Origin of the sequence: Pseudomonas sp. 478, from assembly GCF_003254125.1 — a bacterium.
GTDB lineage: Bacteria > Pseudomonadota > Gammaproteobacteria > Pseudomonadales > Pseudomonadaceae > Aquipseudomonas.
The window spans coordinates 41,128-65,389 of record NZ_QKZG01000005.1 but is presented as its reverse complement, the minus strand read 5'-3'; the positions used below and the strand labels follow the sequence as shown (position 1 = coordinate 65,389).

At 59.2% G+C, this 24,262-nt stretch carries 19 protein-coding genes and 1 pseudogene; 13 read left to right on the top strand and 7 right to left on the bottom strand.

Features of this window, described 5'->3' with window-relative positions; all coding sequences use genetic code 11:
- Positions 1 to 7 precede the first annotated feature (7 nt).
- Positions 8 to 1,696, top strand: coding sequence for a polyurethanase (locus DFS28_RS12120; RefSeq protein ID WP_111449964.1), 1,689 nt, complete (start codon positions 8 to 10; stop codon positions 1,694 to 1,696).
- Between the two features lie 95 nt (positions 1,697 to 1,791).
- The gene (locus DFS28_RS12115) at positions 1,792 to 3,645 is read left to right on the top strand and encodes a polyurethanase (RefSeq protein ID WP_111449963.1); all 1,854 of its coding nucleotides are present in this window, start codon (positions 1,792 to 1,794) and stop codon (positions 3,643 to 3,645) included.
- A gap of 122 nt (positions 3,646 to 3,767) precedes the next feature.
- Here the strand turns inward: DFS28_RS12115 and DFS28_RS12110 are convergent, their stop codons facing one another.
- On the bottom strand, positions 3,768 to 3,992 hold the full coding sequence (locus DFS28_RS12110; protein WP_111449962.1) for a YgdI/YgdR family lipoprotein: 225 nt from the start codon (positions 3,990 to 3,992) through the stop codon (positions 3,768 to 3,770).
- Between the two features lie 209 nt (positions 3,993 to 4,201).
- Between DFS28_RS12110 and DFS28_RS12105 the strand changes: the two genes are divergently transcribed.
- The 4 genes and pseudogenes from DFS28_RS12105 to DFS28_RS30840 form a co-directional block, all read left to right on the top strand.
- Positions 4,202 to 5,869: a VRR-NUC domain-containing protein gene (locus DFS28_RS12105; protein ID WP_111449961.1), complete on the top strand. Its 1,668-nt coding sequence runs from the start codon at positions 4,202 to 4,204 to the stop codon at positions 5,867 to 5,869.
- Positions 5,866 to 8,169: an ATP-dependent DNA helicase gene (locus tag DFS28_RS12100; RefSeq protein ID WP_111450239.1), complete on the top strand. Its 2,304-nt coding sequence runs from the start codon at positions 5,866 to 5,868 to the stop codon at positions 8,167 to 8,169. The genes DFS28_RS12105 and DFS28_RS12100 overlap by 4 nt, the downstream gene beginning before the upstream one ends.
- Before the next feature lie 178 nt (positions 8,170 to 8,347).
- Positions 8,348 to 10,270: a PAS domain-containing sensor histidine kinase gene (locus tag DFS28_RS12095; RefSeq protein ID WP_111449960.1), complete on the top strand. Its 1,923-nt coding sequence runs from the start codon at positions 8,348 to 8,350 to the stop codon at positions 10,268 to 10,270.
- A 20-nt stretch (positions 10,271 to 10,290) separates the two neighbouring features.
- Positions 10,291 to 10,428 (top strand): annotated as a pseudogene (locus DFS28_RS30840) (IS110 family transposase); the annotation flags it as partial.
- A 540-nt stretch (positions 10,429 to 10,968) separates the two neighbouring features.
- Here the strand turns inward: DFS28_RS30840 and DFS28_RS12085 are convergent.
- The 4 genes from DFS28_RS12085 to DFS28_RS12070 all read right to left on the bottom strand — a co-directional run bounded on the left by DFS28_RS12085 (position 10,969) and on the right by DFS28_RS12070 (position 14,345).
- On the bottom strand, positions 10,969 to 11,445 hold the full coding sequence (locus DFS28_RS12085; RefSeq protein ID WP_111449959.1) for a hemerythrin domain-containing protein: 477 nt from the start codon (positions 11,443 to 11,445) through the stop codon (positions 10,969 to 10,971).
- 414 nt (positions 11,446 to 11,859) lie between these two features.
- The gene (locus tag DFS28_RS30835; protein ID WP_256596874.1) at positions 11,860 to 12,372 is read right to left on the bottom strand and encodes a hypothetical protein; all 513 of its coding nucleotides are present in this window, start codon (positions 12,370 to 12,372) and stop codon (positions 11,860 to 11,862) included.
- Positions 12,344 to 13,687, bottom strand: a complete 1,344-nt coding sequence (locus DFS28_RS12075) for a sodium:proton antiporter (protein ID WP_111449957.1) — start codon at positions 13,685 to 13,687, stop codon at positions 12,344 to 12,346. The genes DFS28_RS30835 and DFS28_RS12075 overlap by 29 nt, the downstream gene beginning before the upstream one ends.
- A 46-nt stretch (positions 13,688 to 13,733) precedes the next feature.
- Complete coding sequence (locus DFS28_RS12070; protein WP_111449956.1) at positions 13,734 to 14,345, bottom strand: Yip1 family protein; 612 nt, start codon at positions 14,343 to 14,345, stop codon at positions 13,734 to 13,736.
- Positions 14,346 to 14,516: 171 nt separating this feature from the next.
- On the opposite strand from DFS28_RS12070, the gene DFS28_RS12065 reads away from it, so the two are divergent.
- Genes DFS28_RS12065 through DFS28_RS12055 form a run of 3 tightly spaced genes read left to right on the top strand, consistent with a single transcriptional unit; the run spans position 14,517 to position 16,003 of the window.
- Entirely contained in the window at positions 14,517 to 15,038 is a 522-nt protein-coding gene (locus DFS28_RS12065; protein ID WP_111449955.1) for a CinA family protein, read from the top strand.
- The gene (locus DFS28_RS12060; protein ID WP_111449954.1) at positions 15,028 to 15,546 is read left to right on the top strand and encodes a hypothetical protein; all 519 of its coding nucleotides are present in this window, start codon (positions 15,028 to 15,030) and stop codon (positions 15,544 to 15,546) included. Before DFS28_RS12065 ends, DFS28_RS12060 begins: the two co-directional genes overlap by 11 nt.
- Positions 15,547 to 15,553: 7 nt before the next feature.
- Entirely contained in the window at positions 15,554 to 16,003 is a 450-nt protein-coding gene (locus DFS28_RS12055) for a DUF421 domain-containing protein (RefSeq protein WP_111449953.1), read from the top strand.
- A gap of 170 nt (positions 16,004 to 16,173) precedes the next feature.
- Here DFS28_RS12055 and DFS28_RS12050 read toward each other — a convergent pair whose 3' ends face one another.
- Positions 16,174 to 17,031 carry an SDR family oxidoreductase gene (locus DFS28_RS12050; RefSeq protein WP_111449952.1) on the bottom strand — a complete coding sequence of 286 codons (858 nt, stop codon included), beginning with the start codon at positions 17,029 to 17,031 and terminating at the stop codon, positions 16,174 to 16,176.
- Positions 17,032 to 17,276: 245 nt separating this feature from the next.
- On the bottom strand, positions 17,277 to 18,431 hold the full coding sequence (locus DFS28_RS12040; protein WP_111449951.1) for a MalY/PatB family protein: 1,155 nt from the start codon (positions 18,429 to 18,431) through the stop codon (positions 17,277 to 17,279).
- Between the two features lie 243 nt (positions 18,432 to 18,674).
- On the opposite strand from DFS28_RS12040, the gene fdnG reads away from it, so the two are divergent.
- The 4 genes from fdnG to fdhE are packed head-to-tail and all read left to right on the top strand — an operon-like array spanning position 18,675 to position 24,257.
- Complete coding sequence (gene fdnG, locus DFS28_RS12030; RefSeq protein ID WP_146604227.1) at positions 18,675 to 21,740, top strand: formate dehydrogenase-N subunit alpha; 3,066 nt, start codon at positions 18,675 to 18,677, stop codon at positions 21,738 to 21,740.
- Complete coding sequence (gene fdxH, locus DFS28_RS12025) at positions 21,741 to 22,676, top strand: formate dehydrogenase subunit beta (protein WP_111449948.1); 936 nt, start codon at positions 21,741 to 21,743, stop codon at positions 22,674 to 22,676.
- Positions 22,673 to 23,326: a formate dehydrogenase subunit gamma gene (locus tag DFS28_RS12020; RefSeq protein ID WP_111449947.1), complete on the top strand. Its 654-nt coding sequence runs from the start codon at positions 22,673 to 22,675 to the stop codon at positions 23,324 to 23,326. Before fdxH ends, DFS28_RS12020 begins: the two co-directional genes overlap by 4 nt.
- Positions 23,327 to 23,330: 4 nt before the next feature.
- Complete coding sequence (gene fdhE, locus DFS28_RS12015) at positions 23,331 to 24,257, top strand: formate dehydrogenase accessory protein FdhE (protein ID WP_111449946.1); 927 nt, start codon at positions 23,331 to 23,333, stop codon at positions 24,255 to 24,257.
- The last annotated feature ends 5 nt before the right edge of the window (positions 24,258 to 24,262 follow it).

The window sequence follows — 24,262 nt, the reverse complement described above, 5'->3', positions numbered from 1 at the left end:
CAAACCTATGGGACTGTTTGATTACAAAAAGGCTGACGGCAAGGCGTTGTACTCCGATGCCATCGCACTGACGCTGTATGCGTACACACCGACTGGTCAGCCGCTGCCAGCGACCGGTTGGGCGCCGATTGGCGCCACGCAGTTGGGTTATCAAGGCACGGTCGGCGCTCAAGGCACCTTCTATGGCGAGAAGGACGGCTTCACCAGCGCCGAAGCCGAAGTGCTTGGCAAGTACGACGCGGCGGGCAAGCTGATCGGTATCGGCATTGCCTTTCGTGGCACCGGCGGCCTGGGTTACAGCGACACCTTCGGCGACATGAAAAACAACCTGCTGGCCGCCGTCGGCCCGGTGGATTACGCGACGAACTACGCGAAGAATGCCTTCGACAACTTGCTCAAGGACGTTGCCGCGTTTGCGATTGCTCACGGTCTGGGCGCCAGGGATGTTTTGGTCAGTGGTCACAGTCTTGGCGGTCTGGGCGTCAACAGCCTCGTCGAACTGAGTGGCAACAACTGGGGCGGTTTCTTCAAGGAGGCCAACTACGTTGCCTTCGCCTCGCCGACCCAGAGCGCTACCGGCAACAACGTGCTGAACATCGGTTACGAGAACGATCCGGTGTTTCGGGTACTCGACGGCACCACGTTCAGCAGCGGTTCCCTGGGCAAGCACGACGGACACCAGGACTCGGCGACCAACAACATCGTCAACTTCAATGACCAGTACGCGTCCACCTCACAGAACCTGGTGCCGTTCAGCATCCTCAACCCGCTGAACTGGTCGGCTCACGGTTCGTTGGGTTATGCCGACGGGTTGAACCGGGTAATCGACTCGCGTTTCTACGACCTCACCGACAAGGACTCGACGCTGATCGTGTCCAACCTGGCAGAAGCGTCCCGGGGCAAGACCTGGGTCGAGGACCTTGGTCGCAGCGGCGAACCTCACACCGGCAGCACCTTCATTATCGGCACTGACAGCAACGACCTGCTCAAGGGCGGCGCCGGCAATGACTTCATCGAAGGCCGCGACGGCAATGACCGGTTCCACGATGACGGTGGCTACAACCTCCTGCTGGGCGGCAAGGGCAGCAACACCTTCGAATTGCAGAAGCCGTTGCAGAACTTCAGCGTTGTCAATGACGGCGACGGCACGCTGTACGTGCGTGATGCCTATGGCGGCATCAGCATGACCCGCGACATCGGCGCGCTGGTCAGTAAAGAGTCGGGCTCATGGTGGGGGAGCAAGGAGGTGACTTACAGCGTCACCGCCAACGGATTGCTCAACGGCAGTGAGCTGACCCAGTACAACCACTCGCTTAACGGTGATGCCTACGGCAACACGCTGGCAGCCAGCGTCGATGGCGACTGGTTGTTCGGCAATGCCGGCGACGACCTGCTGCGCAGCGACAAAAGCCACGTGACCTTTGTCGGTGGCGCGGGCAATGACGTGATGCAGGCCTCGGGTGGCAACAACACGTTCCTGTTCAGCGGCGCTTTCGGTTTCGACGCGATCAATGGCTACCAGGGCAGCGACAAACTGCTGTTCATGGGCGTTCAGGGCGCGGGGCAGGGCTATGACTACAAACAACACGCTTCGCAGTCGGGCCAGGACACGGTGCTGAAAATTGGCGACTTTGCCGTGACCCTGGTGGGGGTGGGACTGGATAACCTGTCGGCTTCAGGCATTACGTTTGCCTGAGGCTGCATGCACTAAATGCGCCGGGGCGCCTCGTGATCGGGCGTCCTGGTTGTGAGCTATCTCTAACAATTCCAACAAAGAGAGAGGCAATACCAATGGGTGTGTACGACTACAAAAACTTCGGTACAGCAGACTCCAAAGCGTTATTTACCGACGCGATGGCGATCACGCTGTATTCCTACCACAACCTGGATAACGGCTTTGCCACCGGCTATCAGCACAACGGCTTCGGCCTTGGCTTGCCGGCGACACTGGTGAGCGCACTGATCGGTGGCGCCGACTCCCAGGGCGTCATTCCCGGAATCCCCTGGAACCCCGATTCGGAAAAAGCCGCACTGGACGCGGTGCAGAAAGCCGGCTGGACGCCGATCACCGCCACGCAACTGGGTTATGACGGCAAGGTCGATGCACACGGAACGTTCTTCGGTGAAAAGGCCGGGTACACCAGCGCCCAGGTGGAAATCCTCGGCAAGTACGACGCGCAGGGTCATCTCAGCGAAATCGGTATCGCTTTTCGCGGCACCAGCGGCCCACGAGAAAGCCAGATCAGCGACTCCATCGGCGATGTGATCAATGATCTGCTGGCGGCGTTGGGGCCAAAGGATTATGCGAAAAACTACGTCGGCGAAGCCTTCGGTAATCTGCTCGACGATGTGGCGGCCTTTGCCCGGGCCAATGGTCTGTCGGGCAAGGACGTGCTGGTCAGCGGTCACAGCCTCGGCGGGCTGGCGGTCAACAGCCTGGCGGATTTGAGCAACGACAAGTGGGCCGGGTTCTACCAGGACTCCAACTACATCGCCTACGCCTCGCCGACCCAAAGCAGCACCGATAAAGTGCTGAACGTCGGTTACGAGAACGACCCGGTGTACCGCGCCCTCGACGGTTCATCCTTAAACCTGTCGTCGGTGGGCGTGCACGATGCCGCCAAGGTCTCGGCGACCGATAACATCGTCAGCTTCAATGACCACTACGCTTCGACCGCGTGGAATGTGCTGCCATTTTCCATCCTCAACATCCCGACCTGGATCTCGCACTTGCCCACCGCCTATGGCGACGGCATGAACCGGGTGATCGAGTCGAAGTTCTACGACCTGACCAGCAAAGACTCGACGATCATCGTTGCCAATCTGTCGGACCCGGCGCGCGCCAACACGTGGGTTCAGGATCTGAATCGCAACGCTGAAACCCACAAGGGCAGCACCTTCATCATCGGCAGTGACGGCAACGATCTGATCCAGGGTGGCCGGGGCAACGACTATCTGGAAGGCCGCGATGGCGACGACACCTTCCGCGACGGTGGTGGCTACAACATCCTGTTGGGCGGCAAGGGCAACAACGTGCTGGACGTGCAGCAGTCGGTCAAAAACTTCGACTTCGCCAATGACGGCGCCGGCAACCTGTACATCCGCGACGCCAATGGCGGCATCAGCATGACCCGCGACATCGGCAGCATTGTGACCCAGGAGCCGGGGTTTCTGTGGGGGCTGTTCAAGGATGACGTGATCCACAGCGTCACTGCCGACGGCCTTAAGGCGGGCACCAACCTGACTCAGTACGCGTCAACGGTGAAGGGCGGGGCCGGCGCCGATACGCTCACGGCTCATGCCGGTGGTGATTGGTTGTTCGGGCTGGACGGCAACGATCATTTGCTCGGCGGTAACGGTAACGACGTGTTTGTCGGCGGTGCGGGCAATGACGTGTTGGAGTCAGGAGGCGGAATCGATACGTTCCTGTTTAGCGGCGCGTTTGGTCAGGACCGGGTGGTTGGCTACCAGGCCAGCGACAAACTGGTGTTTGTCGGGGTTCAGGGTGTGACGCCGCACGATGACTATCGAGCGCATGCCTCGGCGGTGGGGCACGACACGGTGCTGACGTTTGGGGGGGATTCGGTGACGTTGGTTGGGGTTGGGCTGGATAGTTTGTCCAGTGGAGGGGTGGTTATCGCCTGAGGGTGATGGGCTGACTGTTAGGGCCTCTTCGCGAGCAAGCCCGCTCCCACATTGGAACTCGGTCTAATGTGGGAGCGGGCTTGTTCCGGGCGGCGTTCCGACGAAGAACGATAACGCGGTATTCAGTCTTCCTGCCGAATCGTGCTCACGTCATCGGCCTTGACCTTCACTTTCGCCCCGGAAATATCTTCGAACTCGAAGAAACCGTCCTTGGTCTTGGTTTTCGGCATGTCCTTGGTCAAATACTGGGTGCCGTTCTGCAGCGTCACAACCGTTGGCGTCGAGCAACCGGCCAGGGCCAGAAAGGCCGCTACCGCCAAGGGCAAACCCAGAGTCTTGATATTCATAACCACCTCTCATCCTTCAAAAAAAACAGCGCGACTGCCACGAACGAAATCAATCTTCGCTGTACCTCTATCGCGGTTAGGTGCAATGGAGCGGCAGAAAGTTCATAGCCACTCGAAAAATTACCGAATAACGTCGCCGCTTATCCTTTTCCGTTTGCACCAGGCGGGGCGCAGCTGGTATCTGTACGCATAACCAGTACTCGCTCGCCATGGCCCATTTTCCTGTGACTGCAAATCCTCTCGACGATCCGTTCTATTACTTGAACAACTTCATGCAAGTGCTTGATTGGCTTGAGCATCGTTATGCCGATGTGTTGAGCGTCGAAGAGCAACACTTCATCCACGAATTCAAGCGGTTGCCCCGTGAGTCCAGGGCGCTGCTGGTCCGGATGGTGATGCGCAAGGGGAATCATTTCCGGGCGAGCAAGCTGCATTACCTCGAAATCGGCGACATCGCCATTGCCGCCGGCCCACTGCTGGCGCAGGGCTGGATCGATGAGCAATCGCCGCTGTCGATCGAAGCGCTGTTCGAGGTGCTGCTCAAGGCGGAAATTCTCCAGTGTTTTGGCACCACCATCGATCAACCCAAGGGGAAAAAGACCGATTGGCTGCCCGCACTGAGCGAACAGTTTCCCCAGGTCCAACGTTTCGGCCAGTGGTGCCCATCGCTGGATGATCGATTGTTCAGCCTGACCATCATGGGCCTGTGCGACCGGCTGCGCTTGATGTTTTTTGGCAATCTTTACCAGGACTGGTCCGAGTTCGTGCTGGCGGACCTGGGCATCTTTACCTATGAAAAAGTCGAGTTCTGCGCCGACTCCCGAGGCCTGCGCAGCCGCGACGACGTGGACGCCTGCCTCTTCCTTCATGAATGTCAGCAACATTTCGAGGCCGGCGAAGCCGTGGAAGGCATTGTCGAGCAGATCAAAGGGCTGGCGCTGAGTAATCCCTGGCTGCAAAGACGTCGCGAAAAACTGTTGTTCCAGATCGGTCAGCACTGCGAGCGTGTGGCGGATTTCTCTACCGCACTGGCGATCTACCGCGAGTGTGCCTATCCCGGCGCGCGCCTGCGGTTGATTCGCGTGTTGGAGCGCTGCGGTGAATATCAGCTGGCCATGGACCTGGCCACTGCAGTGGAGCAATCGCCGGAAAGTGCCGCCGAGCAGCAACAATTGTTGCGTGTGCTGCCCAGGCTGCGGCGCAAGTTGGGCGGTCCGGTGATAAAGCGCTCGTCCCCACGGGAAATGCTGCGCCTGGACCTGCAACTGTCCAGAACCGACCCGGCGTTGTCGGTGGAAAGTTACGTTCAGGCGCATTTGACGGAAGATTCGGCGCCGGTGCATTACGTCGAAAACAGCCTGATCAACTCGCTGTTCGGCCTGCTGTGCTGGCCGGCGATTTTCGCGCCGTTGCCGGGGGCGTTTTTCCACCCGTTCCAGCGTGGGCCGGTGGATCTGCTTAATGAGGACTTTCACGCACGCCGCGCGGAGCTGTTCCAGGGCTGCCTGGCTGAACTCGATGACGGGCGTTACCGCCAGACGATTCGCGAACGCTATGCCAGCAAGTGGGGCGTGCAGTCGCCCTTCATGTTCTGGGGTGTGCTGAGCGAAGAATTGCTCGATCAGGCACTCGATTGCCTGCCGGCCGAACACCTCAAGCACTGGTTCAATCGACTGCTGTTGGACATCAAGGCCAATCGCGCCGGCATGCCGGACCTGATCCAGTTTTGGCCCCAGGACAAAACCTACCGGATGATCGAAGTCAAAGGTCCCGGTGATCGCCTGCAAGACAATCAATTGCGCTGGCTCGAGTTCTGCCATGAGCACCAGATGCCGATTGCCGTCTGCTACGTGCAATGGGCGGAGCAGGGCGCTTGAGTTACAGCATCGCGGTGCGGGCGCTGTGTGAATTCACCGCCAAGGTCGGTGACCTCGACCTGCGTTTTACGCCTTCGCCGACGGCGTTGGAAGGGATTGTCGGGCACCGTACGGTGGCGTCCCGGCGCAGCGAGGGCTACCAGAGTGAAGTCGCGCTTGAAGGCTTGTATCAAACGTTGAAGGTAAAGGGCCGGGCCGACGGCTATGACCCCGCGCAAAATTGCCTGGAAGAAGTCAAAACCTATCGCGGCGACTTGAGCAAGCAACCGGCCAACCACCGTCAGCTGCATTGGGCGCAGGCGAAGATTTACGGCTGGTTGATGTGCCAGAAGTTGCAGCTGACGCAGATCAATCTGGCCCTGGTGTACTTCAACATCGTCAATGAAAAGGAAACCTGCCTGGTCGAGGCATTCAGCGCCACGCAACTAAGGCTGTTCTTCGAACAACATTGCGCTTTGTTCCTGCACTGGGCCGAGCAGGAAATGGCTCATCGCGAAGGACGTAATCGGGCGGCGCAACACCTGGCGTTTCCCCATGCCGACTTTCGACCGGGGCAACGTCATCTGGCGGAATCGGTGTTCAAAGCGGTCAGCACCGGTCGTTGCTTGATGGCGCAGGCGCCCACGGGGATCGGCAAGACCGTCGGCACGCTGTTCCCCATGCTCAAGGCCCTGGCGCCGCAGCAACTGGACAAGGTGTTCTTCCTCACGGCGAAAACCCCGGGGCGCAAACTGGCGCTGGACGCCGCGCAAGTGATCCTCGACAGCGCCGACGCGCCACCCTTGCGAGTACTCGAAATGATCGCCCGGGACAAGGCCTGCGAGCATCCGGACAAAGCCTGTCACGGCGAATCCTGCCCGTTGGCCCAAGGGTTTTATGATCGCTTGCCCGCCGCTCGCCAAGCGGCCAGCCAATTGTCCCTGCTGAACCAGAACGCTTTGCGCGAGGTCGCCCTGCAACACGACGTCTGTCCCTACTACCTGAGCCAGGAAATGGCCCGCTGGGCAGACTTGGTAGTCGCCGATTACAACTACTACTTCGATTTCAGCGCGCTGCTGTTCGGGCTGGCCCAGGCCAACAACTGGAAAGTCGCGGTGCTGGTGGACGAAGCGCACAACCTGGTGGAGCGCGGCCGGCAGATGTACAGCGCCAGCCTCGACCAATCGACCCTCAACGCTGTACGAAAAACCGCGCCCGAGGCGTTGAAAAAATCCTTGCAGCGGGTCAACCGTGAGTGGAATGCCCTGCATAACCTGCAACTCGGCGCCTATCAGGCCTATGACAAGGCGCCGGAAAAACTGCTCCAGGCGTTGTCATCGTGCAGCGCGAGCATCGGCGATTACCTGAACGATCATCCGCAAGGCCTGGACGGGGCGTTACAGAACTTCTATTTCGACATGCTGCAATTTAGCCGGGTGGCTGAGCTGTTTGATGAACAGTTCCTGTTCGACATCAGCAAGCGCGACCTGGACCGTCAACGCAACCTGTCGCAGCTTTGCTTGCGCAACGTGGTGCCCGCCGGCTTCATCCGCCCACGCCTGACGGCTGCACGCAGCACCGTGCTGTTTTCCGCGACACTGAGCCCTCGCCACTATTATGCCGACCTGCTGGGTACGCCGGCGAACACGGTGTGGATAGACGTTGAATCGCCCTTTCAGGCCGATCAGCTGCAAGTACACATCGTCAGCCAGATCTCCACACGGTTTGTCCATCGCCAGTCATCCCTTGCGCCGATTGTCGAGCTGATTGCCCGGCAGTTCAGCCAGCGTCCCGGCAACTACCTGGCGTTTTTCAGCAGCTTTGATTATTTGCAGCAAGTGGCGCAGTTGCTGGCCGAGAAACATCCACATATCAATCTGTGGTCGCAGTCCCGGGGCATGGGGGAAGGGCAGCGACAGGACTTTCTCGATCAATTCACCGCCGAAAGTCAGGGTGTCGGTTTTGCGGTGTTGGGCGGGGCTTTTGGCGAGGGCATCGACTTGCCGGGCGCGCGCCTGATCGGAGCGTTTATCGCCACCCTGGGGCTGGCGCAACTCAACCCGGTCAACGAGCAGTTGAAACAGCGCATGGCAGCCATTTTCGGTGCCGGTTATGACTACACCTACCTGTTTCCCGGTGTGCAGAAAGTGGTGCAGGCGGCGGGGAGGGTGATCCGCACCCAGCAGGACCAAGGGGTGGTGATGTTGATCGATGACCGGTTTGGCGACAGCAAGGTCAAGCAGCTGCTGCCGCGCTGGTGGTCGATTGCTCCGAGGCATTTGGAAATAGGTAGGTCAGTAGCACCGCATCATTCAATGTAATAAAAGCGACGCTGTTCAGCGGCCCATCGCCTGTTCCGAATTTCGTCTAAAACGATCTGTACGCCTACATTGTCCAATACGTGAATCGATAACGCTGGGCGACGAGTACCGATTTCCGGCTTTCCAAATGCGTGGTATGTCGCATACTCCAAAAAAACGGTCATACCAAGAGGGATCAATGAACGAGGATCGGACCAAAGCCAACGCCATCGACGACAGTCGTTTTCGCCTGTTGATCGATGCTGTGATTGACTACGCGATCTACATGATTGATCCCGACGGCATCATCACCAGCTGGAACACCGGCGCCAGGCGTTTCAAGGGGTATGAAGAGGCCGAGATTCTCGGTCAGCACTTTTCGCGGTTCTATACCGAAGAAGATCGCCGAGCCGGTTTGCCCCAACGGGCACTGGACACGGCGATCAGGGAGGGGCGTTTCGAGGGGGAAGGCTGGCGGGTTCGCAAGGACGGCACGCATTTCTGGTGCCACGTGGTCATTGATCCGATTCTCGACCCGTCGGGCACGTTGCTTGGGTTTGCCAAGATCACCCGGGACCTGACCGACCGCAAGATGGCTGAAGAGATCCTCAAGCAAAGCGAGCAGCAATTCCGCCTGCTGGTTCAAAGTGTCACTGATTACGCCATCTACATGCTCACTCCGGATGGCCGCATGACCAATTGGAATCTTGGGGCTCAGCGCATCAAGGGCTACTTGCCCGAAGAAGTCATTGGCCAGCATTTTTCGATGTTTTACACCCCGGAAGATCGCGAGGCCGGCGAACCACAACGGACTCTGGACATTGCGGTACGTGAGGGGCGATTCGAAAACAAAAGCTGGCGCATGCGCAAGGACGGTACGCGGTTCCTGGCGCATGTCGTGGTAGACCCGATTTGGGGCGACACCGGCACGTTACTCGGCTTTGCCAAGATCACCCGTGATATCACCGAAGTCACACAAGCCCAGCAGACCCTGGAGCAAACCCGCGAAGCGCTGTTTCAGGCGCAGAAGATGCAGGTCATCGGTCAACTCAGTGGTGGCATTGCCCACGACTTCAACAACTTGCTGACCGTCATCCTTGGCAATCTGGAAATCATCGGCAAACGCGTCGGCGACGATTCGAGAATTACCCGATTGGTGGACAACGCTACCCAGGGTGCCCAGCGTGGCGTAACCCTGACTCAGCGCATGCTGGCGTTTGCCAGACGCCAGGAGCTCAAGTCCGAACCTGTCGAGATCCCGACGCTGGTGCAAGGGATTACCGGACTGTTGCGCAGCTCACTTGGGCCTTCGGTGATGCTCGAAACACGCTTTTCACAAGAACTTGAACCGGTCCAGGCCGACATCAATCAGCTCGAACTGGCGGTACTGAATCTAGTGACCAACGCTCGAGATGCAATGCCCCATGGTGGAAAAATCGTGATCAGTGCCCAGACTGATGCGGTTCTGGACAAGTCGCAGCTTTCCCTGGCGCCCGGTCGTTATGTCTGCCTGAGTGTCACCGATACGGGTGAGGGCATGGATGACGCGACGCTGGCATCGGCAATGGACCCTTTTTTCACCACAAAGGGCGTTGGCAAAGGCACTGGCCTGGGGCTGTCGATGGTTCATGGTTTTATTGAGCAATTGGGCGGCCGATTCGTTCTCAAGAGCCTGAAGGACAAAGGCACAACCGCCGAACTGTGGATACCCGTCGCCGCCGCTGGTTCAGTCGCCCAACCTGTTGCCGAGGAGCAAGCCGCACCGCCGGTGCCCCGACTGTGTGTGTTAGTGGTGGACGACGACAGCCTGGTATTGACCAGTACCTGCCTGTTGCTCGAGGACCTGGGGCATCGAGTGATCAGTGCAGCGTCCGGCGCGCAGGCGCTCGCAATGTTCGACAGCAAACAGGCGATTGATCTGGTCATCACCGACATGGCTATGCCGCAGATGAATGGCGCGCAACTGGCGCAGGCTATCCGGATCATCAAGCCGAACCTGCCGATCATCCTTGCCACCGGTTACGCCGAGCGTCTGGAAGGTTTCGCGACCCGACTGCCGCGGCTGTCCAAACCTTTTACCCAACTTAATCTGGTGGAAATCATTGCCTCGACCATGAAGTGACAATGCGTGCTCGGTGTTTGGCCGCTTTTAAGTGGATCAGAATCGTCTATCGGTGCTGGAAAACCAGCACCGTCTATGACGAAAAGGCTTACTTGCAAGCTTTAACGCGGCGCGGATCAACGTTGATAGAGGCGCCGATGGAGGTAGCCACCGGTTGACGGAGAGGCTCAGGGCGTGAGGGGGCGTGCACCGCAAAAGCACCGCGAGGCGGCCTACTGGCCGGCCTGCCTCTTCAAGCGTACGCATTCCCCCTGTGGGAGCGGGCTTGCTCCGGGCGGCGTTCCGACGAAGGGGCCGTGTCAATCGACATCAATGGCGGCTACCAGTCCGCCTTCGTCGGAACGCCACCCGGAGCAAGCCCGCTCCCACAGGTACAACGCCGGGCTTTTGATCTTGATCTGCCCCGTCGGAAGGCCGAGCGCAGGTTCTGCGCAGTGGGCAACCCGGCATGGATGCCGGGTTAGCCGCCCCCGGCCATGGATGGCCGATGGCGGCGGGCCCACGGAGCAGGACCGGAGCGAGGGCATGCCGAGCCTGGGCGAGGCACCATACGTCAGGGGCAAGAGCGCTTGGTTACTTGGCGCTTTTCCAAGTGACTCGCTGTAAAAGCGAAACCGTAATCAGCCATCACCACAGAAACGGATATGTACCCCACCCCTAAGTGAACAGCATTACGGTGCCTTGCCATTCCTCCAGCATCAAGCCGCCAGATTGGCTGCGCTCATCTCCTTCTTGTACTGAACTTTCAAACTTTCCATTTGCGCACCCAACTCTTCCAAGGTGGCTTTGCCCAACAGCTTCCTGGCCTGAGGGAACATCTCGGTTTCCTCTTCTTCAATGTGATGTTCCAGCAGCTCCTTGACCACTTTCACCCGACCGGCAAATTCCGGCGTGGACGGGTCGGTGACCTTCAAGTCTGGCAGCACCAGCGAATCTACGGCGCGATGTTCTTCCTTGGCTTCGTAATACATGACGTCCTGCTCCTTGCCCCCGGCTTTCTTGTACGCCGGGTACAAGACTTCTTCTTCGAGGCGGGTATGTATGGCGACCTCCATTTCCAGCTTGGCCAGCAACTCGCCGCGCTTTTTAACACCACGCTCGGTGGATTCGCTTAATTGGGTCAGGATGCCTTTTACACGCTCATGGTCGGCTTTCAACAGGTCTATAGCGTTCATGGTCAAGTCTCTCCAACATGTCAGGGGGGTGAGCGCGAACGGTCTCAAGGCCGAAAGTCGCTCATTGTCCTGGAGCATTTGTCGTGCCGGTTTTTGCCAGTACGATAACGTTTACAAAACAATAAGTTGAAGTGACTGATGGCGAACTGGGGTCATGCAGCCTGCATGAGTCCGGAAATTGACTCATGCAGTTCGCAGTGGAACTTAAGAGAGTCTTGAATCAGAGAAACCTGTGGCGAGGGAGCTTGCTCGCGCTTGAGTGCGTAGCACTCACAAAAATCGGCAATGATTGTCAGATTTTTGGGGCCGCTACGCAGCCCAGCGCGAGCAAGCTCGCTCGCCACAGAGGTACGCACGATCCAAGAGCGCGCTTAAGTGAACAGCATTAGGTGACTGCGCCGGCTTTTTCAACGTTCAGGAGATGGATTCGGGTTGCTGGAGCGAACGATGAGCGTTTTGCGTGGATATCGAGACAGGTGGGAAATCTTCGTTGAGCAGCCGCAAGTGCTCGATCGCTTCCTTGAACTTCAAGTCAGCCTTTCTGCGCAAGGCCCGATAACGATCGAACTGTTCCACATCCATGTCGCTGCCCTCGAGTAACGCGAAGGCACTACGGCTGAGCGCCTGGGCCTCTTCAAACATCTGACGATTACGCTCCAGGGCGAAGGCCCGGCAGGCTTTGATTTGATCGGAGGTGGAATATTGAATCATGACCAACACCTGATTTTTCGAGGTTCTTCTTGATAGGTATCGATGCCGCAGGGGAACCGAACCTGGCATGTCCCGACCGTGCAAAAGCCGGGTGGGATTAAGGTTGTGACCTGCGGGGTCGCTCAAGGACTTCAAATTTATCAGTGAAGAAATTCGATAATTCATGCCGTAAATACTCACGACCAAATCAAAAAACCTGTTTTTTTTGCCGTTCATATCGAGCCAGGATCGGTTGAGTACTGATCCCGTGAAGCAGGATGCTGAGCGCAACCACGGACAATGTCAGGTCGGTACATAGCGTTGCTATGGACTCACCCAACCCGTGGTTCAGGGCATAAAACAGGTAATAAAGACTGCCGATGCCGCGTATGCCGAACCAGCCAATCAGCATTCGCTGGTGGCCGTTGAGCAAACGGCCCCACGGCATGACGAAGACGCTCAGTGGTCGTATCAGGCAAAACAACACCCCGGCGATCGACAACGCACGCCAGTCCCAATGCGCCATCAGCACCACGCCGAGCAGCGTCACCAGAAACACTTCCATGGCCCGTTCCACCAGACTGCCAAAGGCGAGCATGTCGCCCATCATGATGCCCGCGGCGACCTGCGTGTCCTCAAGGCTTGCGGTATCACCATGAACCGCGTGCTGCGGCTCGATGTTCTGATGTCCCACGACAGGCTGTACCAGATGCTCAGCGGGAAGTTCGTCGTCGCCGGTGGATTTGACTTCTTCGTGGCGCAAACCCAAGCCGGCGGCGAACACTGACAGAAAGCCGTAACCGTGAATCCACTCGGCCCCGACATACGCCAGGGCAATCAAGGCGAGGGCGAGGTAATCATTCGGGGAAAGGGTGCTGTCCTCATTTTTGATGCGCATTAACAAGGTCAGGCGGCCAATACCGCGGCCCATCCAGTAGCCGGTGAGCAAACCGGCCGGGACTGCCCACAACAGGCTGCGCAACACCCATTCGCTGAGCCAGCCGGGGTTGCTGTCGTGTTGCACCAGCAGCAGGCCGAGGATGACAAACGGGAAGGCGATCCCGTCATTGAGCCCGGCTTCACCCGACAGCCCGAAGCGCACGCTATCGTCATCCCGGGCGTCGTTGACCTGCACCAGAGCGGCGAGCACCGGGTCGGTGGGCGCCAGAATCGAGCCGATCAACACGGACGCGCCCCAGGACAATTCGAAAGCGTAATGCAGCAACAGGCTGACCCCGGCAATGGTCAACACCATGACCGGGCCAGCCAGGCCGTAGGCAATGCGCCAGTTTTCGTTCCTGAGCGGCAAGCGCAACTTTAAACCGCAGACAAACAACGAAAACAGCACGGCGACTTCCGTCAGGTGCTCCATCCAGGTGGACGAATCTTCGGTGTCCAGTTTTAACAGTCCAAGCCCCGCAGGACCGATGGCTGCGCCCAGCACCAGACACACCGCCGACGTGGTCACCGGCATCCAGCGCAGGTACGAAGAGGTCAGCGCCAGCGTCAGCAGCACCGCACCCAGCACCGCTACCCATAAAATGAAGCTCATGCTCGGTACTCGCCGGGTGCATGCCGCGATATAGAGCCTTTGGCGATCAACCGACGGTCGCGCGCAGGTATTCAGGCGTCAGTACGTTAAACCATAGCAGGATCATTGAGACCAGCATGGTGACCAGCACCAGCAGCCCGACGCCCCAGACACAAGCGGCATTCAGCAAGCCTTGTTCCTTGCGCTCATGCATAAAGGTCGGCAAACCGACGAACAGCAGAAACGTCGAATAGATCGACGCCGCGCCCAGCACCACAATCGCCAGCCAGCGGCTCGGGTACAAACCGGCGAAGCCTGCGAGGAAAAACGGGGTCACGGTGTAAGCGGCAAAACCGATGCATTGGTTGACGGTCGGCCGCGCGTCGAAGGTGCGCGACATCCAGCGGATGAACAGCCCCATCAGCGCCACGCCGGCGACGATGGTCACGTACAGCAGAACGCAGAGTTGTAGCGCGCTGGCGCTGCTGAGTTTGACTGTTTCGTTTTCGACCAGGCTCCAGCCGACGTAGGTGGTCCCGATAAACAGGCACACGGCAGGAATCATGGCGAGCAACAGTAAATGAGCGAGGTAGTGGCATGGATGCGCTTCCTCTTCCTTGCGGATATCCGTCCACGCGTAGTTCGGTTGGGTAAACAGCTTGACGATAGGTGCGGACATGATGACCTCCGGATCAGGAGCGGCCCGTAGCAGGGGGCCCTAAACGTATTGAGGGGCGGGTTTTGACAGGGGTTCACTTTTTTATCCCAAAGCCGGACGTGGGTCGGATAGAGGGAATGTTTGCAGAGGCGCAAGGTCAACCGAGCAGCTCTCCTTTCTGGATGATGTGCCATGAACGTCAGCCAATCCGTGGTCGAATACTTGCGCCAAAACGACTTGCTGCTGACCACCGCAGAGTCTTGTACCGCCGGAAAAATCGTCACGCTGCTGGCTGAGGTTCCGCACAGCGGGGAGTCGATCGAATGCGGGTACGTGGTTTATTCCACCGAAGCGAAGCAGCGCTTGCTCCACGTCAGCCCCGAGACGATCGAAACATTCAATCTCACCAGTTGTGAAGTCGCTCAGGAAATGGCGGTGGGTGCGCTGCGAGACAGCACGGCCAATGTTGCGGTGGCGACTACCGGCATCCTCGGACCGGAAGACGTCGATGGCATCCCTGCCGGGACCATTTGTTTCGCCTGGGCTTATCAGACCGCGCAGGGACGACGTGTTTTCAGCCGACAACTGCGGTTTTCCGGTACACGCAGTGAGGTTCAGTTATTGGCCGCGGAGCACGCGTTGAAGTTGCTGCCGCATTTCCATCAGCGGGCATTGGCCGGTGAGCAAGGGCAGGGCGCACGTGATGAAGGATGAATCCGGCCACACCGATTACCACAGCCGCGAGTATCCCGTGCGCGAAGACATGGCGCATCAGGTCAAGGTCTGGCGATTCGAACGTTGGGGCTGGTACATCCTGGTGCTGTTAGTGTTGCTGGCGCTGCTGGGCCTGTTTTCACGCGGGCCGCTGAGTACCCGGGACGCTCAGGGCGACGATGGCAAGGTCCGGGTGCAATACGAGATGTTCCACCGCCACGGATCGTCCAACCCGATGCAGATCAGCGTGAGCGGTGCGCCCAATGCCACGGTTGAGCTGGAACTGACCGGGGCGCTGCTGGACGGTTTCAACATTGAAACCGTGCAGCCACAACCCCTGCGCGCCATCAGTACCGGGCAGGGCATGAGGCTGTGGTTGCAAACCGACGCTCAGGGCCAGGCAAACCTTTATCTGACATTGCGCGGCGATGGGCTGGGACTGTTTCGCAGCCGCGTTGCCTCACCTGGCGCCATGCCCGTGAACCTCGACCAATTCATTTTTCCTTAGGTGACTTATGGACTCGGTATTGCGCGCGGCCGTGATGTATCTGGCGCTGATGGTGCTGTTCAAGATTGCTGGCCGACGCTCTCTGGCCGAATTGACGACATTCGATTTTGTGTTGTTGATGATCATCGGCGAGGCGACGCAACAAGGGTTGCTGGGCGATGACTTTTCCCTGACCAACGCGATGCTGGTGATCGTCACGCTGATTGTCATCGATGTCGGCTTGTCGCTGCTCAAACAGCGCTCGCAATGGGTATCGAAGTTGATCGATGGCGGACCGACGATCATTGTCGAGAATGGCAAGGTGCTGCACAAACGCCTGCATCACGCGCGATTGATCGAGGCTGACATCATGGAGGCGGCACGCTCGAGTCAGGGCATCGAAACCCTTGACCAGATCAAATTCGCGATTCTTGAACGCAACGGCAAGATATCGGTGATTGCTCAAGAGCGGGCGTGAGCAATGAATTGCGTCCATACCTGGTTTTTTGTGGCGAGGGAGCTTGCTCCCGCTTGAGGGCGCAGCACTCACAAAATTGGTGATCGTTGCCAGACTTTTGGGGCCGCTACGCAGCCCAGCGCGAGCAAGCTCCCTCGCCACAGGGTTCTCACTAACTCAACGTACTGCATTCAAAGCATCGGCTTGCCACCGGTGATCCCGTAGCGCTGCCCAGTGATGTAACTGGCCTCATCCGACGCCAGCAACACATAAATCGGCGCCACTTCCACCGGTTGGCCCGGCCGGCCGAGCGGGGTTTGACCGCCGAAGTTTTGAACCTCTTCATCGGGCATGGTTGAGACAATCAGCGGCGTCCAGATCGGCCCCGGTGCCACGCAGTTCACCCGAATATTCTCCGGCGCCAGCATCTGCGCCAGGCCAGCGGTAAAGTTGGCAATCGCACCTTTGGTCGTGGCGTAAGGCAGGAGGGTCGGTTTGGGCATGTCGGAATTGACCGAACTGGTGTTGATGATCGAACTGCCGGGTTTCATGTGCTTCAACGCGGCCTGACAGAGCCTGAAAATGGCGGTGATGTTGACGTCGAAGGTCATCACCCATTCTTCGTCCGGGATGTCCTCGAGGTGTTCGTGGCTCATCTGGAACGCGGCATTGTTGACCAGCACATCGATCCGGCCGAAGCGTTCGACTGTCTTGTCCACCAAGGCCTGGGAGTGGGCTTTTTGCGCCAGGTCACCGGGCAGCAACAGGCACTGCCGGCCGGCCTGTTCGACCCAGCGCGCGGTTTCCTGCGCGTCTTCATGTTCATTGAGGTAGGCGACGGCGACATCCGCGCCTTCACGGGCGAAGGCGATCGCTACGGCGCGGCCGATGCCACTGTCGGCACCGGTGATCAGGGCGATCTTGCCGTCCAGTCGGCCTGAGCCCTTGTAGCTTTGTTCGCCACAGTCGGGGGACGGGTCCATTTTCTTCTGGGAGCCGGGGACTGGCTGGGCTTGTTTCGGGAAGGGTGGTTTGGGATAGGCATTCATTGCGAAATCTCCGTTCTCAAGGCAGAGGATTCAAAGGGTTGACCCTGGTGTTTTGCCTTGAGTTCGGTTGGATTTCAGAGGCTGTCGAATCTCTCAAACCAAACAGATTACCCTGTGGGAGCGGCGGTGCGGCGATCCGACTTGCCCGCGAAGAGGCCGTCACATTCAACATCAATGGTGACTGACACTCCGCCTTCGCGGGCAAGCCCGCTCCCACAGGGATTTGTGGTGTTGGTGAGGTTTTGTCAGGCCTTGCGATTGAGCAAACTGCGCTCCATCCGCGCAATGCCTTCTTCCAGCAATGACCGTGGGCAGCCGAAATTCAGGCGCACGAACTGTTTGCTGTCATCGCCGAAATCCAGACCAGGGCTCAGCCCGACCTTGGCTTGCTCAAGGAAAAACTGCTGAGGGTTATCCAGGCCCAGCGCCGAGCAATCGAGCCACGCCAGATACGTGCCTTGCGGGATATTCATGGTCACCCCCGGCAGTCGCGTATTGACCGCGTCCACCAGATAATCCCGATTGCTTTGCAGATACGCCTTCAACCCGGCCAGCCAAGGGCCGCCTTCGCTGTAGGCGACGCGCGTCGCTTCCATGCCCAGCGGGTTGACGCTGTCGACCATGCCGCAGCGGGCGTGGTTGACCTTTGCACGTACAGCCGAGTCCTGAATGATCATGAACGATGTTTTCAGACCGGCAATGTTGTAGGCCTTGCTCGCCGACATCAGCGTGATGGTGCGCTTGGCGATTTCCGGGCTCAGGGAAGCTGTCGGAATGTGCACGCGCCCGTCGAAACACAGCTCGGCATGAATCTCGTCAGAGATGATCCAGGCATCCTGCTCCAGGCAAATGTCGGCGACCGCTTGCAGTTCTTCTCGCGGGAAGACTTTGCCCACCGGGTTGTGCGGGTTGCTCAGCAGCAGCGCACCGCCACCGGTCAGCGCCCGATTCAAGGCATCGAGTGGCGTGGCGTAAGTGCCGTCCGCCAACGCGTCGAATTCGAGTTCAACCTTGTTCAAGCCCCAGTGACCCGGCGCATGGCGCAGTGGCGGGTAGTTTGGAACCTGGACCACAACGTTCTGCTGGGGCTGGACCAGCGCATTCAGCGCCATGTTGAACCCCGACTCCACGCCCGGCAGGAAAATCAAATCCTCAGGCAATACGCGCCAGGCGTACTTGTTCCAGAGGTCGGCGACGATGGCATTGCGCAAGTCATCCTGGGCCACGCTGTAGCCGAGCATCGGGTGTTCCAGACGTTTTTGCAGGGCCTGGATGATCACCGGCGGTGCGGAGAAGTCCATGTCGGCCACCCACATCGGCAACACGTCGGCCGGGTAACGGCTCCATTTGGTACTGCCGGTGTTGTGGCGGTCGAACACCTGATCAAAATCGAAAGTCATGCTCAGTCTCATAAAAAGCGTGGTTGAACGTGGGGTCATGATAAACGCCAAGCCCCTGTGGGAGCGAGCACCCACAGGTTGGGTGTGATGGCTGAGGCTGCGGTGTTGCCCGATGGTCGGTTTTCACACAGTCAGTTCTAACATTGTCTACAGTTTTAAGTGTCGGCAGCCAGACTGCCGCCACCATGATTGTCCAGAAAAACCCGGCAAAAATACCGGGTTTCCACCTGACAGGAGTGCACGATGGACCTCAACCGTCGTCAGTTCTTCAAGGTCGCTGGTATCGGCCTTGCGGGCTCGAGCCTCGGCGCGCTGGGCATGGCCCCCGCGACTGCCTTCGCCGAGCAAGTGCGCCACTTCAAGCTTGCCCACACCCATGAAACCCGCAACACCTGCCCGTACTGCTCGGTCGGCTGCGGCGTGATCATGTACAGCCAGGGCGATGCGGCCAAGAACGTCGCGCAAAACATCATCCACATCGAAGGCGATTCCGACCACCCGGTCAACCGCGGCACCCTGTGCCCCAAAGGTGCCGGTCTGCTCGACTTCATTCACAGTCCCAACCGTCTTCAGTACCCACAGGTGCGCAAGCCCGGCACCACAGAGTGGACGCGAATCTCCTGGGATGAAGCGCTGGATCGCATCGCTGACCTGATGAAGGCCGACCGCGACGCCAACTTCATCGAGAAGAACGCTCAGGGGCAAACGGTGAATCGTTGGCTGACCACCGGTTTCCTTGCGGCTTCGGCGTCGTCCAACGAAGCGGGTTACATCACCCACAAGGTGATTCGCAGTCTGGGCATGCTGGGGTTCGATAACCAGGCACGTGTCTGACATGGCCCGACGGTGGCAAGTCTTGCCCCGACGTATGGCCGTGGTGCCATGACCAACCACTGGACCGATATCGCCAACGCGAATCTGGTTCTGGTGATGGGCGGCAACGCAGCAGAAGCGCACCCTTGCGGTTTCAAATGGGTGACCGAAGCCAAAGCCCACAACAAGGCGCGGCTTATTGTGGTCGACCCGCGTTTCACCCGTACCGCCTCGGTGGCCGACTATTACGCGCCGATCCGCACCGGTACCGACATCGCCTTCATGGGCGGGCTGATCAATTACCTGCTGACTGAAGACAAGATCCAGCACGAGTACGTGCGCGCCTATACGGACGTGTCTTTCATCGTCAAGGCCAGCTACGGCTTCGAGGACGGGTTGTTCAGCGGTTACGACGCTAACAAACGCACCTACACCGACAAGTCCGGCTGGGGCTACGAAATCGGCGAGGACGGCTTCGCCAAAGTCGACCCGACCTTGCAGGACCCACGCTGCGTCTATCAATTGATGAAGCAGCATTACAGCCGCTACACCCTGGAGCTGGCCAGCCAGGTCTGCGGCATGCCCACGGACGCCATGCAGAAAATCTGGGAAGAGATCGCCACCTGCTCACAACCGGGCAAAACCATGACGATTCTCTACGCCCTGGGCTGGACCCAGCACTCGATTGGCTCGCAGATGATCCGCAGCGCGGCCATGGTGCAACTGTTGCTGGGCAACATCGGCATGCCGGGCGGGGGCGTCAATGCCTTGCGCGGGCACTCCAATATCCAGGGCCTGACCGACCTGGGCTTGCTGTCCAACCTGCTGCCCGGTTACCTGACCCTGCCATCCGAAGCCGAACAGGACTACAACGCCTACATCGCCAAACGTGCACTCAAGCCGTTGCGCCCCGGGCAGATGTCCTACTGGCAGAACTACGGCAAGTTTCACGTCAGCCTGATGAAAGCCTGGTACGGCGCCAATGCCACTGCTGAGAATAACTGGGGCTACGACTGGCTGCCCAAGCTGGACATTCCCGGCTACGACATCCTGAAAATGTTCGACATGATGGGCAAGGGCGAGGTCAATGGCTACATGTGCCAGGGCTTCAACCCGATCGCCGCATTACCGGACAAGAACCGTGTGATGAAGGCGCTCGCCAAACTCAAATGGCTGGTGGTGATGGACCCACTGGCCACCGAAACCTCAGAGTTCTGGCGTAACGTCGGGCCTTACAACGATGTGGAAACGGCCAGCATCCAGACCGAAGTCATCCGTCTGCCGACCACCTGCTTCGCTGAAGAAAACGGTTCACTGGTCAACAGCGGTCGCTGGCTGCAATGGCACTGGAAGGGCGCCGACGGCCCGGGGCAGGCGCGCACGGACGTGAAGATCATGGCCGAGCTGTTCTTGCGCCTGCGCAAGCGTTACCAGGCCAACGGCGGTGCCTGGGCCGAGCCGATCCTCAAACTCGACTGGCCCTACAAGACGGCGGATGACCCGACACCGGAAGAGCTGGCCCGGGAATTTAACGGCTATGCCATCGCCGATGTCACTGACGCCTCAGGTGCGGTGGTCAAGGCCGGTCAGCAGCTGTCCGGCTTTGGCCAACTCAAGGACGATGGCAGCACGGCTTCCGGGTGCTGGATCTTCTGCGGCAGCTGGACCGAGCAGGGCAATAACATGGCACGGCGCGACAACAGCGATCCTTTCGGCATGAAACAGAACCTGGGATGGGCCTGGGCCTGGCCGATGAACCGGCGGATTCTCTACAACCGCGCCTCCTGCGACCCTCAAGGCAAACCGTGGGACGCGAACAAACGGCTGGTGTGGTGGAACGGCAAGGCCTGGACAGGCACCGACGTGCCCGACTACAAGGTCGATGCCCCACCGGAAGCGGGCATCAACCCGTTCATCATGAACCCCGAAGGCGTGGCGCGTTTCTTCGCCCTCGACAAGATGAACGAAGGGCCGTTCCCTGAACACTATGAGCCGTTCGAGACGCCCATTGGCATCAATCCGATGCACCCGAACAACAAGCAGGCGACCAGCAACCCGGCCGGGAGGATCTTCGATTCAGTCTGGGAAACCCTCGGGCAGGCCAAGGACTTCCCTTACGCGGCGACCAGTTACCGGCTGACCGAACACTTCCACTTCTGGACCAAGCATTGCCCCATCAATGCCGTGACTCAGCCCGAGCAGTTTGTCGAAATCGGTGAAGTGCTGGCCAAGGAGAAAGGCATCGTGGCCGGCGACCGGGTCCGTGTCAGTTCCAAGCGCGGGCATATAGAAGCAGTGGCGGTGGTGACCAAGCGGATTCGTCCGCTGCAGGTCAACAATCAGGTGGTGCACCAGATCGGTATCCCGTTGCACTGGGGATTCACTGGCGCCACCCGTCACGGTTACCTGACCAACACCCTGGTGCCGTTCCTCGGCGATGGCAACACTCAGACCCCGGAATCCAAGTCATTCCTGGTCAACGTGGAGAAAGTCTAAATGGCCAGCCAAGACATTATCGCCCGTTCGGCCACCACGACCGTCCCATCCTCAGTACGCAATCAAGAGGAAGTGGCCAAGCTGATCGACACCACCAAGTGCATTGGCTGCAAGGCGTGTCAGGTCGCCTGCTCGGAATGGAACGAGCTGCGCGACGATGTCGGCCACAACCTCGGCACCTACGACAACCCGCAGGACCTGAGCGCAGAAACCTGGACCTTGATGCGCTTCACCGAGCATGAAACCGACGCCGGCAACCTGGAGTGGCTGATTCGCAAGGACGGCTGCATGCATTGCGCCGAGCCCGGTTGCCTGGCGGCGTGCCCGAGCCCGGGGGCGATCATCAAGCACGCCAATGGCATTGTCGATTTCGACCAGGACCATTGCATCGGCTGCGGTTATTGCATCACCGGTTGCCCGTTCAATATCCCGCGAATCTCGCAAAAGGATCACAAGGCCTACAAATGCACATTGTGCTCGGACCGGGTGGCGGTGGGGCTGGAGCCGGCCTGCGTGAAAACCTGCCCGACCGGTGCCATCGTTTTCGGCAGCAAGGAAGACATGAAAGAACACGCTGCCGAACGTATCGTCGACCTCAAGAGCCGTGGCTTCGACAACGCTGGCTTGTATGACCCGGAAGGTGTCGGCGGCACCCACGTGATGTACGTGCTGCACCACGCCGACACGCCGAAGTTGTATGCCGGCCTGCCGAGCGCTCCGACCATCAGTCCGCTGGTGGAGTTGTGGAAAGGCGTGAGTAAACCGTTGGGCTTACTGGCTATGGGTTTGGCCGTGCTGGCCGGGTTCTTCCACTACGTGCGGGTCGGGCCGCAGTTGGTCGAGGAGGACGAACTGCCGACCACCGTGGATCCTGCGGTGCATGAAGTCGATCCGTCAGTACACATCTTTGATCCGCGCGGGGAGGACAGACCATGATCCGCAGACAGATCCTGCGCTACACCTCGAACCAGCGCACCAATCACTGGCTGGTGGCGATTTTCTTCTTCATGGCGGCGCTGTCGGGGCTGGCGTTGTTCCATCCGGCACTGTTCTGGCTGAGCAATCTGTTTGGCGGTGGGCCGTGGACGCGCGTTCTGCATCCGTTCATGGGCGTGGTGATGTTCGTCCTGTTCCTGGGATTGGTGATTCAATTCTTCCGGGCGAACTTCTTTATCAGCAATGACCGCTTGTGGCTGCGACGCGTCGGGCGGGTAATCAAGAACGAGGAAGAGGGCGTGCCGCCCATCGGCAAGTACAACCCTGGGCAGAAGCTGCTGTTCTGGACCTTGCTGATTTGCATGCTGGTGCTGTTGTTCAGCGGCTTGGTGATCTGGCGCGCGTATTTCAGCGAGTACTTCGGCATCACCAGCATTCGTTGGGCGATGCTGCTGCATGCGTTGGCGGGTTTGATCCTGGTGCTGAGCATCATCGTTCACATCTACGCTGGCATCTGGATCAAGGGTTCGGTCAGCGCCATGACGCATGGTTGGGTCAGCCGCGCCTGGGCGAGGAAACACCATGAACTCTGGTACCGCGAAGTGACCCGCGACGAACACCCCGACCGGCCGATCAGCAAAAAAGGATAACCCCTTGGCGACGATTCTTGAGCCTGGCGAGATCGAAGCGGCGGCGAGTTCGCCGCCGTTTCTGCACCTGCCACCGAACAACCTGTTCACCTTGCGCGCTTTGCGCCTGGAACGTCTGGTTGACGGCCATCCAATGGCCGATTACCTGCGGTTGGTGACCGGTCTGTGCCACGTGCAGCAGGGACTGATGGATGATCCGCCCGCAGCCGCCATGCCCGATCCCGAACGTAGGCGAATGTGCCAGCAACACGGCTTGCCGCCGTTCGCCGCCGACAGTCTGGTACGCGAAGACCATTGGCTGCCTTACCTCGAAGCGCTATTGCAGCGTTACCAGCCACCGCCGCAACCGGCCGTGGAAAAAGCCGTGGCGACCTTGCGCAGCGCCAACGTCGGGCAACGCAAGGCCTGGGCGATTGCGCTGGTCAGCGGCCAGTTCGCCTTGCTGCCCGCCGCCGTGGTGCCGTTTCTCGGCGCCGCGTTGCAGGTGGCCTGGAGTCATTGGTTGCTGAGCACGCCGGACCTTGCGTTGAAGCCCGGTGACAGTCTCAGTCAATGCCCGGCCTGCGGTTCGCCGGCCATGGCCGGGGTGATTCGTCATCGCGGCAAATACAACGGCTTGCGGTACCTGGTGTGCTCGCTGTGTGCCTGCGAATGGCATGTGGTGCGGGTCAAATGCGTGTATTGCGAACAAAGCAAAGGCCTTGAATACGTCAGCCTCGATGACGACCGCCACGCCGCCAACCAGGCCCCGTTGCGCGCGGAGGTCTGTCCGGGCTGTCGCAGCTACCTGAAACTGCTTTACCTGGAAAACGACGCCGAGGCCGAAGCGCTGTCGACGGACCTGACCAGCCTGCTACTGGACATGCGCCTGGAGCAGGAAGGCTACCAGCGTCCGGCGCCTAATCTGTTGCTGGCACCGGGAGGTGACTGAGCGAG